The 13,770-nt window shown below is 71.2% G+C and carries 12 protein-coding genes; 9 read left to right on the top strand and 3 right to left on the bottom strand.

Annotated features, from left to right (window positions below):
• Positions 1-187 precede the first annotated feature (187 nt).
• The 3 genes from H4F70_RS01380 to H4F70_RS01370 all read left to right on the top strand — a co-directional run bounded on the left by H4F70_RS01380 (position 188) and on the right by H4F70_RS01370 (position 3,160).
• Positions 188-1,252, top strand: coding sequence for an MBL fold metallo-hydrolase (locus tag H4F70_RS01380; RefSeq protein WP_182360083.1), 1,065 nt, complete (start codon positions 188-190; stop codon positions 1,250-1,252).
• Positions 1,253-1,333: 81 nt separating this feature from the next.
• Positions 1,334-2,197 (top strand): LysR family transcriptional regulator, encoded by an 864-nt coding sequence (locus H4F70_RS01375; protein WP_182358740.1) that lies wholly within the window; start codon positions 1,334-1,336, stop codon positions 2,195-2,197.
• Between the two features lie 3 nt (positions 2,198-2,200).
• Positions 2,201-3,160 (top strand): LysR family transcriptional regulator, encoded by a 960-nt coding sequence (locus tag H4F70_RS01370; RefSeq protein WP_182358739.1) that lies wholly within the window; start codon positions 2,201-2,203, stop codon positions 3,158-3,160.
• A 68-nt stretch (positions 3,161-3,228) separates the two neighbouring features.
• On the opposite strand, the gene H4F70_RS01365 is transcribed toward H4F70_RS01370, so the two are convergent.
• Complete coding sequence (locus H4F70_RS01365; RefSeq protein ID WP_182358738.1) at positions 3,229-3,951, bottom strand: hypothetical protein; 723 nt, start codon at positions 3,949-3,951, stop codon at positions 3,229-3,231.
• A gap of 328 nt (positions 3,952-4,279) precedes the next feature.
• On the opposite strand from H4F70_RS01365, the gene H4F70_RS01360 reads away from it, so the two are divergent.
• A complete protein-coding gene (locus tag H4F70_RS01360; RefSeq protein ID WP_182358737.1) occupies positions 4,280-5,818 on the top strand; it encodes a long-chain-fatty-acid--CoA ligase in 1,539 nt (512 codons plus the stop codon).
• A 20-nt stretch (positions 5,819-5,838) separates the two neighbouring features.
• Here H4F70_RS01360 and H4F70_RS01355 read toward each other — a convergent pair whose 3' ends face one another.
• Positions 5,839-7,020 (bottom strand): alpha/beta hydrolase family protein, encoded by a 1,182-nt coding sequence (locus H4F70_RS01355; RefSeq protein WP_182360082.1) that lies wholly within the window; start codon positions 7,018-7,020, stop codon positions 5,839-5,841.
• A gap of 375 nt (positions 7,021-7,395) precedes the next feature.
• Here H4F70_RS01355 and H4F70_RS01350 point away from each other — a divergent pair, with 375 nt between their 5' ends.
• From H4F70_RS01350 to paaZ, 4 genes are all read left to right on the top strand, one after another.
• Complete coding sequence (locus H4F70_RS01350) at positions 7,396-8,025, top strand: acetate uptake transporter family protein (RefSeq protein WP_182358736.1); 630 nt, start codon at positions 7,396-7,398, stop codon at positions 8,023-8,025.
• Positions 8,026-8,147: 122 nt separating this feature from the next.
• The gene (locus tag H4F70_RS01345) at positions 8,148-9,005 is read left to right on the top strand and encodes an amidohydrolase family protein (protein WP_182358735.1); all 858 of its coding nucleotides are present in this window, start codon (positions 8,148-8,150) and stop codon (positions 9,003-9,005) included.
• A gap of 35 nt (positions 9,006-9,040) precedes the next feature.
• Positions 9,041-9,811, top strand: a complete 771-nt coding sequence (locus H4F70_RS01340; RefSeq protein ID WP_182360081.1) for an enoyl-CoA hydratase/isomerase family protein — start codon at positions 9,041-9,043, stop codon at positions 9,809-9,811.
• A gap of 69 nt (positions 9,812-9,880) precedes the next feature.
• Complete coding sequence (paaZ, locus tag H4F70_RS01335; RefSeq protein ID WP_182358734.1) at positions 9,881-11,443, top strand: phenylacetic acid degradation bifunctional protein PaaZ; 1,563 nt, start codon at positions 9,881-9,883, stop codon at positions 11,441-11,443.
• A gap of 94 nt (positions 11,444-11,537) precedes the next feature.
• Here paaZ and H4F70_RS01330 read toward each other — a convergent pair whose 3' ends face one another.
• Entirely contained in the window at positions 11,538-11,879 is a 342-nt protein-coding gene (locus H4F70_RS01330; RefSeq protein WP_182347040.1) for a cupin domain-containing protein, read from the bottom strand.
• 403 nt (positions 11,880-12,282) lie between these two features.
• On the opposite strand from H4F70_RS01330, the gene boxB reads away from it, so the two are divergent.
• Positions 12,283-13,764: a benzoyl-CoA 2,3-epoxidase subunit BoxB gene (boxB, locus tag H4F70_RS01325; RefSeq protein WP_182358733.1), complete on the top strand. Its 1,482-nt coding sequence runs from the start codon at positions 12,283-12,285 to the stop codon at positions 13,762-13,764.
• Positions 13,765-13,770 lie beyond the last annotated feature (6 nt).

Raw genomic sequence — 13,770 nt, 5'->3', positions numbered from 1 at the left:
CCGGGGTCGTCCAATACGTTTCGCCCGCTCGGGCGCATAGCCAGAACCGATACTCCGGCCATCGGGGCAGCCGTACCCATAGGCCCCGGTGATCGGAGCATGTGGCGCAAAATCTTTGCCCGGCCGATCCGGCCGATGCTCGAATGGGCATGTGACTTCCCACGCCGCAGTGCATGATGCCGACACGATGCCCGCCCGCGACGCGGCGCCGATCGCGATCACGGGCGTCGCCCAGCGTGAGGCGTGGGTGCGCGGCACGCTGCCGCCCGTCGAACAGGTGCGCCCCGGCCTCTGGTCGATCCCCGTCCCGATGCCGCGCAATCCGCTGCGGTACGTGCTGGTGTACGCGTTCGCCCTGGACGACGGCCTGGCGCTGGTCGACGTCGGCTGGCCCACCGAGGACGCGTGGCAGGCCCTGGTGGCGGGCATCCGCTGCACCGGCCACGACATCGCCGACGTCCGCTACGCGGCGATCACCCATCTGCACCCGGACCACTTCGGCCTGGCGCCGCGGCTACGCGAGGCCACCGGCGCGACGCTCGCCGTCCACGCCGCGGACGCCGCGTTGCTGGGACACCACACCGCCGCGCAGACGCAGAAGCGTGATGCGCTGTGGGCCCGCCAGCTGACCGCGCTGGGCGCGCCGCCGGCCGCGGTGACGCCGCCGCAGGTGGACCTGGTGCGGCTGCCGCGCGGCGAGCACGTCGACGTGGTCCTCGGCGACGGCGACCCGCTGGGGCTGCCGGGTTGGGACCTGCACGCCTTGTGGACGCCCGGCCACACCGCGGGCCACGCGTGCTTCGTCGACGCGCACGCGGGCGTCGTGCTCAGCGGCGACCACCTGCTGCCGCGGATCAGCCCCAACATCTCCACCGCCCCCGGCCAGCTCGAGCATCCACTGCACCGGTACCTGCTCTCGCTGCACGCGACGGCGACTCTGCCGGACGCGGAGGTGCTGCCGGCGCACGAGTACCGGTTCCGCGGGCTCGCGGCGCGCTCCCGCGCGCTCATCGCACACCACGAGGCGCGGTTCGACGAGATCGCCGCGGACGTGGCCGCTCATCCCGGATCGACGGCCTGGGAGATCAGCACGCGTATCGGGTGGTCGCGCCCGTTCGACACGCTGGGGCTGCAGCAACGCAGGCTCGCCGTCCGCGAGACGGACGCGCACCTGCTCATCCTCGCCGACCGCGGCCGGACGCGCCGCGTCGCGGGTCTCGGCGAGGCCGGCCCCGAACGCTGGACCGCGTGAAGGGCACGGGCCGCTGATCGGGTCTGCACCGAATCCGTCGGCCTCGGCACCGGCAGGAACCCGTGGTCTTAGCATGAGTCCGTGGACCTGCAATCGCTCACCTACTTCGCCGCGGTCGTCGACCGCGGGAGCGTGACGAGGGCGGCCGAGTCGCTGTACATCTCGCAGCCGTCGCTGTCCCAATCGATCCGCACGCTCGAGCGCAGGCTCGGGGTGACACTGTTCGACCGTCGCGGGGGACGCCTGGAGCTCACCGCGGACGGCCGCGCCTTCGACACCGCGGCGCGGCGCATCCTCGCCGACGTCGAGCGCGCGAAGGAGCGGGTCGAAGCGGTGCGCGCGCTGCGGGCAGGGCGGGTGGACCTGGTGACCTACCCCGCGTTCGCCATCGATCCACTCGTCGACCTCCTGCGCCGCTTCCGGCAGCGGCACCCCGGGGTCGTCGTGCGGGTCCTCGACGCGGCCGGCCCCGACGAGGTGGACGCGACCATGCGGCGCGGCGACGCCGAGGTGGCGGTGCAAGACGCCCCGCGCGGCGCGCAGCGAACCCTCCACCTGTGCGATCAGGAGCTCGTGCTCGTTGTCCCGACGGCGCTCGCCACCCGGCTCCCCAACCCGGTCCCCCGCGCCGCCCTCGCGGACATTCCCCTGGTCATAGACCTCACCGACACCGTCTACGCAGAACTGGTCGCCACGGGCGGCGTGCGCGGGGGCGGTCCCGTCCTCGACTGCACGCACGCCAACGCGACGCGCGAGCTCGTCCTGGCCGGGGCGGGCGCGACGATCGTGCCGCGCCCGGTGGCCCGGGCCGCGTTTGCGCAGCTCGTTCACCGCCCGCTGTCACCGCCCGCGGCGCGCGCGGTAGGCCTCACGCTCCGCGCGGGGAAGCCCTCTCCGGCGGCGGCCGCCTTCGCCTCCGTCGCACGCGCATGGTCCGGGAGGTAGGCGATGGAGCTGCGTCAGGTGGAGTACTTCCTCGCCGTGGTCGAGCACGAGAGCATCGGCGGCGCGGCCGCCGCCCTCGGCGTCTCCCAGCCGACGGTGTCGCAATCGCTGCGCCGCCTGGAGCGGGAGCTGGCCGTGCAGCTGTTCCAGCGCCTGGGACGCGGCATGATGCTCAGCGCCGCCGGCCGCGCCATGGTCGGCCCGGCCCGGCGCATCCTCCGCGACACCGCCGCCGCCGAGGACCTGCTGGCGCCGCGCTCCGGCCCGCTCACCGGTCGGCTCGACATCCTCGCGTTCCCCGCCATCGCCTCGGGGCTCATCGTCGACGTCCTCGGCCGGTTCCGGCGCGCGCATCCCCGGGTGGCGATCGGTTTCGGCGCCCTGCGCGACGAGGACGACGCCGCGGGGTTGCTGCGCGAGGGGCACTGCGAGTTCATCGCGGCGCACCTGCCGCTGGACTCCTTCGAGGCCGACGGCCGGGGACAGGGCACCGGCGACGGGGCGCATGCCGTGGACGACGGAGACGACGCCGTCGAGGTGCTGCCGCTGGGGCTGCAGGAGTACTGGCTGGCCTACCCGCCGGGGACGGAGGTGCCGGAGGGGTCCGTACCGCTGGCGGACCTGCCGGACATTCCGATGATCTTCGCCCCGCGCGGATCCTCCGTCGCCGACGAGTTCGCGGCGACGATCCGCCGGGGCGGGCGCCGGCCGCCGGTCGCGGTGCTCGCCGCGCACCGCGAAGCATGGGGTGCCCTGGTGCTCGCGGGCGTCGGCGGCACGCTGCTCGAGAGGTCCCTCGTCGAGTACGCGGCCGACGACGCCGTGGTGCGCCCCACCGACCCTCCGCTGGCGCGCAGCTTCGGGCTGGCGTTCCGGCCGCGAAACCTGTCCCCCGTCGGCGCGACGTTTCTCGAGTTCACCCGGGATCACCTTCGGCGCCAGCGGGAATCCGATCTCGAATGACGATTCGGGCGTGCCGGATCCTGCACCGGCACGCCCGAGCTCCGCCCTCGCGGGGTCGGCGCGGTCTTTCAGTCGTCTTCGGAGCCGCCGAACCCCAGCACTCCCGACTCCGCGTACAGCGTCTTCGCCAGGATCCACAGCAGGCTGGCAGCGCCGATGAACGCGAACCACGCCGACGCGCTCAACAGTCCGGCCGCGGTCGACAGGTCGGCCGCCCCCTCCGCGTCCTCGGCCGACTGCAGGCTGAGGAATCCCAGGCCGGACAGCACGAGAACGGCGCTGATCGAGCTGAATGCGCAGATGAACGCGTACATGCGCTTGATGACCGAGGGGACCATGATGATCACCAGCAGCACGGCCAGGAAGATGTTGTACCAGCCGACTGATGCGGGTTCCATCGCTTCGTTACTGGTCAGGAAGTACAGCCCGAACAGCCACAGACCCACGACGGCGGCGACGTGCGAGACGTACTTGTCGCCGCGCAGGTAACCGAAGATCCCGGCGAGGAGCTGCGCGCCGCCGGCGGCGAGAGTCGCGACGATCAGGGCGGTCTCCAGTGCCGCATTGCCGAGGCTCGCCGGGGTGGCGCCCAGCCACCGCACCGCGAAGACCGCCAACTGCACGGCCAGAAGCGCCACCGCCACAGGGGTCGGGTCGATCAGGCCGCTCAACCGTCCGGCGGCGGACCCGCGTCCGGCGGCGGCGGTCGGCTGGGAACTCGGTGCTCGCCCGACTCCTCCCTCGGCGCCCGGCCGGGCGTCGTAGTGGGTCGTCTCGTCGAGAATGGTCATGAACGTGCACCTCGCTGTGGTCGAAATGGTGGGGCGGCGGTCGCTTCGGCGAATGCGCCGCGGAAGCCGGGGGACGTATGTCGTGGCACACCGTGCCCCGTCGACTGTGTCCATCCTCACTCGTGACGTGCCTCACTGGCAAAGATCTGCAGGCTCATGCACCGATAGCCGCAGACTATGCACCCCTGGCGGTCGCGTGACCGGTGCCGATGATCCATCGTCGCGACGCTAAGGCAGCCATAGGCCGACGGTCTTGGCGCAGGCGCGCGCGGGCGGTCCATGCTGGAGTGGTCCCCGTCACCGCCGCATCAGGAAGGGCACCGCACCTATGTCCACATTGTCGCTCGCCGCTGTTCTCGCCGAGCCCGCCCGCCGCCTCCCCGGCAAGACCGCCGTGATCGAGGGGGACCGCCGCGTGACCTACGCGGACCTGTGGCTGCAGGCGCGGCGGTATGCGCGGTATCTGGCAGACCAGGGCGTGGCCCCCGGCGACCACGTGGCGATCATGTGCCCCAACACGATCGAGTTCGTCCGCGCCTACTACGGGGCGCTCGCGGCCGGGGCGGTGGTGGTCCCGGTGCCGACGATGCTGCGCCCCGAGGAGGTCGAGTACATGCTCGCCGACTCCGGCGCGGGGCATCTGATCGTGCCCGATGGCCCCGACGAGACGGCCCGCACCGCGGCCGCCTGCACCGGGGCCACCGTGCTTCCCGCCCATTGCCCGCCGGACACCCCGGCCGTCAGCACCTACGCCACCCGCAGCCCGGAGGACGTCGCCGTCCTCTTCTACACCTCGGGAACCACCGGAAAGCCGAAGGGTGCGTTGCTGACACACCTGAACCTGGTCATGTGCGCCACCGCCAATGCGATCGACGCCAACCCGTTCGAGCGCGACGACATCGTGCTCGGCTGCCTTCCGCTGTTCCACACCTTCGGCCAGACGGTGTCGATGAACTCGACCTTCCGCATCGGCGCCACACTGGTGCTGCAGCCGCGCTTCGACGCCGCGGAGGCCGTCGAGCTCATGCGCAGCGAGTCGGTGACCGCGTTCTTCGGCGTTCCCACCATGTTCATCCGCCTCACCGAAGCGGCGCGGCATGCGGAGGCCGTCACGTCGCTGCGCATGTGCATCTCGGGTGGCGCGTCGCTGCCCGTCGCCGCGCTGTCCGCGTTCGAGGAGGCTTTCCACACCACGATCTACGAGGGGTACGGACTGTCGGAGACCTCGCCCACGGCCTCGGTGAACCAGCCCGATTTCGGCGTGCGCCCCGGGTCCATCGGGCATTCCATCTGGGGTGTCGACGTCGAGATCGCGGATCCGGACGTGGAGGGCCGCATCGCGCTGCTCGACACCGGCCGGCGCGGCGAGATCGTGGTGCGCGGGCACAACGTGTTCTCCGGGTACCACGGCAGGCCCGAGGCCACCGCGGAGGTGCTCGTCGACGGCTGGTTCCGCACCGGCGACATCGGGGTCAAGGACGACGACGGGTTCCTGTTCGTCGTCGACCGCAAGAAGGACCTCATCATCCGCGGCGGATACAACGTCTACCCGCGCGAACTCGAAGAGGTGCTCATGCGGCACCCCGCCGTCTCCCAGGCCGCCGTGATCGGCGTTCCGGACGCGGACGTCGGCGAGGAGGTGTGTGCGATCGTCGTCCCCCGCCCCGGCGGATCCGTCGATGCCGACGCCCTCTACGCGTGGGCCCGCGAGCACCTGGGCAAGCAGAAGTACCCGCGCCGGATCGAGGTGGTCGACGCGCTTCCCCTGGGCCCCAGCCACAAGGTGCTCAAGCGGGAGCTGCGCAAGCAGTTCGATCGCTCCGATCCGGCAGCCTCCGGCACCGCCCCCGCCGGCACCCCCGCCTGACGCCGCCGGCCCCGCGGCCGCTATCCGCAGGAGCCCGGCGTCGCCTCCCCCGCCATCGCCGCAGCGACGAATCCGCGCACGTCGGCCTCGGAGGCGGGCACGGCACCGCGGTGGTCCTCGCCCTCGTACAGGCGATAGGTCACGGGCGCGACGTCGCACAGCTGGTCCACGAGCTCGCCGGTGCGCTCCGGCAGCACGATCGCGTCGGCGCCGCCCTGCGCGATCATCGTCGGCACGGCCGGCACCACCGTGCCCGGCTCCTGGCGGGCCAGGTAGTCGGTGAGCGGCGCCAGGTCGGCGTCGGGCCGGAAGAACTGCTCCGGGGGGACGGTCTCCGCCTGGCGGATCTGGGCGAGGCATCCCGTCCGGGTCGCGGTGAGCATGGGCCGCGCCGTGTCGGTGAGCAGCGACCCGGCGTCGATGGCCGGGTCGGCGGCCTCGGCGCCCAGCAGGATGATCGGCACGAACGCCTCGGCGGCCTCCGCCCCCGGGCCGCCCGCGCGGATGTAGTCGACAGTGTCGCGGAGCGTCGTGCCGCCGGGGGCGATGGACACGGCGGCCTGCAGGTCCAGCTCGGGCGCGCGCTCCGGCGCGTTCTGCGCGGTGAACAGCGCGGCCTGGCCGCCCTGGCTGTGGCCGGCGACGACCCATTCGCCGCCGATGCGCCCGTCGAGCTGCCGCGCGGCCCGCACGATGTCGGTCACCGTGTGGGCGGCGCTGTCGCCGTTCATGTAAGTGTGGCCGCCGGGTGTGCCGAGCCCCTCGTAGTCGGTCTGCACCACCGCGAACCCGCGCTGCACCCACTCGTCCAGTTCGGCGGTGACGCCCGCGAAGTAGTCGTGGTCCGGCCCGTCGACGGTGTCCTGCGACGGCGCGCAGATGTCGGCGTAGCCGCTGGTGCCGTGCGCCCAGCTCAGCACCGGGAATCCGCCGTCCGGCGCGGGTCCGCGCGGCACGGACACCGTGCCGGACACGACGATCGGCTTCCCCGCGGCGTCCTCGGACATGTATGTGACCATCCGGGTGCTCTCCGCGCTGGGCAGCGCCGCCGCCGTGGCGATCGGTTCCGCAGTGAGGAGCGTGCCGGCCGCCTGTGCCCGTGCGGCGGCGACATCACTGTCGCCGCCGGTGCCCGGCGCACCGCCCGACGAGCACGCCGCCGCAACGCCGGCGGTCACTGCGACGGCCGCCGCACAGCACATGAACCTCCTGCCTCGCAGCAGCTTCCGGTGGGCGATGGCGGAACTGTCGATGCGATGCGGCATGGCTACCTCACTGTGCTGGCGGCGGGGACCCGCGCAGTGTGCAACCGCGGATCCCGCATCCGTCGGCCCCTTCCGGTAATCGGGACGTGACCGGCAGAGGTTCCGCCAGCGTGACCGCGCATCCCGTCGCCCGAAGTGGTGTACATCTCACCTGCGTTGATCTACACTCAGTTTTCGTCACGTCATTGTTTTGTAGCGTAACCCGACTGCGGCACGCCCCCGGGGCACCGCAGCACCGCGCATCCGGAATCGCCGTGACGTCCCCCTCGACCACGCCGCGCCCGCAGCCGGCGCGCACCCAGGAGGCGCCCCATGACCACGCCCACCCTCTCCCGCACGCCCGCCCCCGCACGCAGGCCCGACGGGATCGGCCACATCATCGGCGACCCCGGCGGCGCCGCACTGTTCACCTTCGGACTCGCGCTCACCTGGGTCTTCATCGCGGAGGTCGTCGACCACGACGCCACGGGCGCGCTGGTGTTCGGACTGCTCGTCGGCGGCATCGGCCAAACGCTCGGCGGCATCATCGCGATCCTGCGCAAGGACAATTACCTGGGCAACCTGCTGCTCACCTACGGGATCTGGCTGATCGGCTTCTTCCTGCTCTCCCTCAACGATCTCGGCAGCACCAACGCACGCGCATGGTGGTCGTTCGCCCTCGTCATCCCATCGCTGTTCCTCGCCGTGCCCGCGGTACGCACCCGGGCGACAGCGATCATCCTGGCGTTCATCTTCCTCATCGGCCTCGAGGTGTTCCTGGGCCTGGCCCTGCTCAACACCGACGTGTCATGGCTCGGCAAGGCCGTCGGCTGGCTGGCGCTGGCGTCCGCCCTGCCCATCTACTACCTCGCCTACGAGCGGCTGATGCGGGCCGTCGAGCCCGAGCACGCCCCGCACGGTGCCGAGTTCGACGCCGTCGAGGAGCGCGGGCACACCGACTGACACGGACCATGCCGCCACCCGGCACCGCATTGCTCTACATTTTTACGATCACACGTTGTACGATTGTAGAGTATTAGGTGCCGGGCGGTCGCGCCCGCACATCCGAGGAGAGGGCGGAGCCGATGATCGACGGACGAGTGGTCGTGGACGCGCACGTGCACGCACCGCACCTGGGCACGCTGCGGCCGGCGTGGCTGGACTGGGCGGACACGTTCTCCGGCGAGCAGCCGTGGCGCGACGTCTTCGACGATTCCGGCGCCCCCGTCCCCGCACTGCTCGACGCGCTCTTCGAGGAGCAGGGCGTCGACCACGCGCTGCTGTTCTCCGAGTACAGCCCCCGCGCCACCGGGATCCAGCCGTTCGACGACCTGCTCCCGCTGGTCCGGCACAATCCGCGGCGTTTCCATCCGGTGGCGAACCTCAACCCGCACTTGCACTTCCCACTCGTAGACGAGCTGGAGCGGCAGCTTGACCTGGGCGCGGTGGCCCTCAAGCTGCACCCGGTGCACGGCTGCTTCGATCCCGGCGACAAGGAGCTCTTCCCCGTCTATGCCCGCTGCGTCGAGCGGAACATCCCCGTCATCTACCACTCGGGCACGTCGAGCTTCCCCGGCTCCAAGACCCGCTTCGGCAACCCGGAGCTGTATCTCGACGCCATCGACTGCTTCCCCGAGCTCGACTTCGTCTTCGCGCACGGCGGCCGCGGCTGGTGGTATCAGACGGCCGCGTTCCTCGCGCAGAGCAAGCCCAACGTGTGGCTGGAGCTGGCCGGGCTCCCGCCGAAGAAGCTGCCCGAGTACTACAGCGGCTACACCTTCGAGCGCGTCGCGCAGAAGATGATCTTCGGCACCGACTGGCCGGGAGTGCCGGGCACGCGCAACAACGTGCGCGCGCTCGCCGGGCTCGGGCTGGAGGACAAGACCCTCGACAACATCCTTTCCGGCAACCTCGCACGCGTGTACCCGCGTGTGGGGCTGTAGATCCGCAGGCGGTGAACCGCACGATGCCCGACGCGATGCAGGACGACGCCACGAGCGCAGGCCCCGAACACTCCACTCTGCGCATCGAGGAACACGGCGACCACGTCGAGGTGACCCTCGACCGGCCCGACACCAGGAACGCCATCGACGCCGCGATGATCTCCGACCTGCACGCGCTGTGCGCGGAACTGGAGCAGCGGCCGCGGATCATGATCCTCACCGGCGGGTCCGACGGGGTGTTCGCCGGCGGCGCCGACATCGGCCAGCTGCGCGACCGCGGCCGCGACGACGCCCTCGCCGGCATCAACCTGCATCTGTTCAATCGGATCCGCGCGCTGCCGATGCCCACCCTCGCCGCGGTGGACGGCTACGCGCTCGGCGGCGGCGCCGAGCTGTCCTACGCCTGCGACCTGCGCATCGCCACGCCGCGCACGAAGTTCGGCCAGCCGGAGCCGGCCCTGGGCATCATCGCCGGCGCCGGGGCCACCTTCCGCCTGGTCCGGCTGCTGGGCGAGAGCGTGGCCAAGCAGATCCTGCTGGCCGGGGAGTGGATCGACGCCGACCGCGCGCTGGCGCTGGGCCTGGTGCACTCCGTCGTCGACCCGGCCGGGCTGCAGGACGCGGCGCGCGCCCTCGCGCAGACGATGGCGCGCAGCTCGACCCTCGCCCTGCGCATGACCAAGCTCGCCGTCGACGCCGACGAGGCCGCGCATCCGCAGATCGACCTCGCCATCCAGGCGCTGCTGTTCGAGGACGGCGAGAAGCACCGGCGCATGACCGACTTCCTCGAACGCAAGAAGCGCTGAGGCGCTGGAGCATCCGCGCGGACGGCGCCTGCACGACCGGACCACACCACGAGACACTGAGGAGCAGCGATGATCACGACGCTGGAAAGCTACGTTCGCGGGTCCTGGCTCGCGCCCGCCGACGAGGGCACCGTGCTGCACGACGCGGCCACCGGCGCGCCGATCGCCAGGATCTCCGCGCGCCCGCTCAACTACGGGCCCGTCGTCGACCACGCCCGCGAGGTGGGCGGCCCCGCGCTGCGCGCCCTGACCTTCCATCGCCGAGCCGAGATGCTCAAGGCGCTGGGCAAACACCTGAGCGCGCGCATCCCCGAGTTCACCGAGCTGTCCCTGTCCACCGGCGCCACCCGGCGCGATGCGGTGGTGGACATCGACGGCGGCGTCAACGCGCTGTTCGTCTACGGCAGCAAGGGCGTCAAGCAGCTTCCTGACTCGAACGTGCTGTCCGACGGCGACTTCGAGCCGCTGAGCAAGAGCGGCGCCTTCGGTGTGCAGCACATCCTCACCCCACGTCCGGGTGTCGCCGTACAGATCAACGCATTCAACTTCCCTGTGTGGGGGATGCTCGAAAAGTTGGCGCCCGCCCTCCTGGCGGGCGTCCCGAGCATCGTCAAACCGGCCAGCCAGACGGCCTACCTCACCGCTATGGTGTTCCGCGAGATCGTCGCGTCCCGCATCCTCCCCGAGGGGGCGGTGCAGCTGGTGTGCGCCCGTCCCGACGGCCTGATCGACCAGCTGGGACCGCAGGACTCCTTGGCCGTCACCGGATCCCGGGACACCGCGGCCGCCCTGCGCCGGCACGACGCCGTCGTCGCCAACGCCGTGCGCTACACCGCGGAGGCCGATTCGCTCAACTCCTCGGTGCTCGGCCCCGACGTGTCCCCCGGCGACCCCGAGTTCGACGTGTTCGTCAGGATGGTCGCCACCGAGATGACGCAGAAGGCCGGCCAGAAGTGCACCGCGATCCGGCGCGTGTTCGTCCCCGCGGAGCGTCTCGACGCCGTGCAGGACGCGCTCACCGCGCGACTCGCGAAGGTGCAGGTGGGCAACCCCGGCGCCGAGGACACCCGCATGGGCGCGCTGGCCAGCCAGGCGCAGCGCGACGATGTGCGCCGGTCCGTCGACACGCTCGCGGCGGCGGCGAAGGTCGTCTTCGGCGACGCGCACGGTCGCCCCGCGAACTTCTCCGCCGATGCCGATTTCGACGCGGGAGCGTTCATGTCGCCGGTGCTGCTGCGGGCCGACGACCCGGACCGCGAGGAGCTCCACAGCGTGGAGGCCTTCGGCCCCGTCGCGACGCTCATGCCCTACGACGGCCTCGAGCAGGCGGCGGAGCTGATCGCCCGCGGCCGCGGCAGCCTCGTCGCATCTGTCGTCACCGGGGACGAGGGTTTCGCAGCCGGGCTCGTCGCGGCCACGGCACCCTGGCATGGCCGGATGCTCGTGGTGGACCGGGACAACGCGGGCGACAGCACCGGGCACGGCGCGGCCCTGGCCCAGGCCGTGCACGGCGGCCCGGGGCGCGCCGGCGGCGGCGAGGAACTCGGCGGACTGCGGGCCCTGCCCCACTACCTGCAGCGCAGCGCCGTCCAGGGCGGACCGCAACTGCTCGGCGCCCTCGTGGGGCGCTGACGCGCACCCCGAGTGGGGTGATCTTCGGTGGCAGAGCTCGGATGGAGCACCGAAAATCACCCCACTCGGCGGGGCAGGTCGGGCGCAGCGGCCGCTACAGGAACTCGAGCGGTTCCGGCACGATGATGAGCGTGACCGCGTCGGTGAGCGCCCGCGCCTCATGCACGACCCCGGGCGGGGTGCGCAGGTAGTCGCCGGCGGAGATGGTCACGTCCCCCACCTTGAGCTTGCCGGAGATCACGTACATCTCCTCGCCCGCCGGATGCGTGTGCTGATGGCTCACCGCGCCCTCGTCGAACCGCAGGAATGCCGTGCCCGCACCCTCCTCGATCTCGTGCAGCGGCGCGAGGTACACCCCGGAGCCCACGATGATCCAGTCGACCGTGTCGAGGGCGATCGGCGGGATCGCGGCGGGGGCGGGGCTGGTGTCCGTCATCGGGGGCTCCCTTCGAGCACGGTGTGCGGCGGATCGGGCCGGCACGGTGCCACCGGCCCATACTGCTACATGTCGTTCTCGTGTCGTCACACAATCGTAGAACAAAAGGCGAGTGACGGGAACCGCGATCCGGGGAGAGCCCACCATGACCCACGAGGGCACCACGCCACCCCGCGACACCCTTTCGCCTCCGGCTTCACCGGCGCACCCAAGGGCGTCATCAACGCCCGGGGCACGCTCACGGCCACCAGCGCAAACACATAACGTTCTACATTTTCCTAGACGTCACGTCATTCTTCTGTAGACTATGCGTATCCGGCGTCACACTCCGCCTCTGCAGTGACGCCGCACAACCGGCAGACAGCGCACACGGCCCCACAGCGCACACAGCAAGGAGTTCACCATGACCGTCAAGGACGACCGCATCGGCGCGGCCCCCGCACCCACCGGCAAGCTCAGCCCCATCGACTACAGCGAGCGCATCCCCAACAACGTCGACCTCGCCGGCGACCGCCGCCTGCAGCGCGCGCTCGAGCGCTGGCAGCCCAAGTTCCTCGACTGGTGGAAGAACCTCGGCCCGCAGCTACCCACCGAAGACGTCTACCTGCGCACCGCGGTGGCCGTCGGCCGGGACGGCTGGGCGCACTTCGACTTCGTCCCCATGGAGGAGTACCGCTGGGGCATCTTCCTGGCCGAGGCCAAGGAGGACCGCGTGGTCAACTTCGGCCAGCACAAGGGCGAGCCCGCCTGGCAGGAGGTGCCCGGTGAGTACCGCGCCGAGCTGATGCGCCTCATCACGGTGCAGGGCGACACCGAGCCCGCCTCCGTCGAGCAGCAGCGTGTGCTGGGCATGACGGCGCCGTCCATCTACGACCTGCGCAACCTCTTCCAGGTCAACGTGGAGGAGGGTCGACACCTGTGGGCCATGGTGTACCTGCTGCAGGCGTACTTCGGCCGCGAAGGCCGCGAGGAGGCCGAGCAGCTGCTCAAGCGCAACTCCGGCGACGTCGACTCGCCCCGCATCCTCGGCGCGTTCAACGAGGAGACCACCGACTGGCTGCAGTTCTTCATGTTCACCTACTTCACCGACCGCGACGGCAAGTACCAGCTGGGCACGCTCAAGGAGTCGGCCTTCGACCCGCTGGCCCGCACCTGCGAGTTCATGCTCAAGGAGGAGGCGCACCACATGTTCGTGGGCACCACCGGCGTGCAGCGCACGGTGGAGCGCACGGCGGAGCTCATCAAGGAGCACGGCACCCACGACATCTGGCAGTACGGCGGCATCCCCCTCGAGGTGATCCAGCAGTACCTCAACTTCCAGTACTCGGTGTCGATGGACCTGTTCGGCTCCGAGCAGTCCACCAACGTCGCCGCCTACTACACCGGCGGGCTCAAGGGCCGCTGGCAAGAGACGCGCCGCAAGGACGACCACGAGCTCACCGACGCCACTTACCCGGTGCGCATGATCGAGGACGGCGCGATCGTCGAGAAGCAGGTGCCCTACCTGACCGCGCTCAACCTGGACCTGCGCGACGAGTACACGGCCGACTGCGAGAACGGCGTGCGCCGCTGGAACCAGGCGCTCGAGGACGCCGGCCTCGACGAGCGGCTGACCCTGCCGCACGAGGGTTTCAACCGTCAGGTCGGCAACTACGCGGGCCACTTCGTCAGCCCCGACGGCAAGGTCATCTCCGAGGAGGAGTGGAACGCCGGCGTCGGCACGTGGCTGCCGTCGGACGAGACCCGCGCCAAGGTGGCCGCGCTCATGGTCCCCCAGTACGAGCCCGGAAAGTTCGCCGGCTGGATCGCGCCGCCGCAGACCGGCATTAACGACCAGCCGGTGGAGTTCGACTACGTGCACCTGGCCGAGGAGGGGCTGGCCTGACGGCCG

The organism is Tomitella gaofuii, assembly GCF_014126825.1.
In the GTDB taxonomy this organism is placed as follows: Bacteria; Actinomycetota; Actinomycetes; order Mycobacteriales; family Mycobacteriaceae; genus Tomitella; species Tomitella gaofuii.
This window is presented reverse-complemented; position numbering and strand designations above follow the sequence as displayed.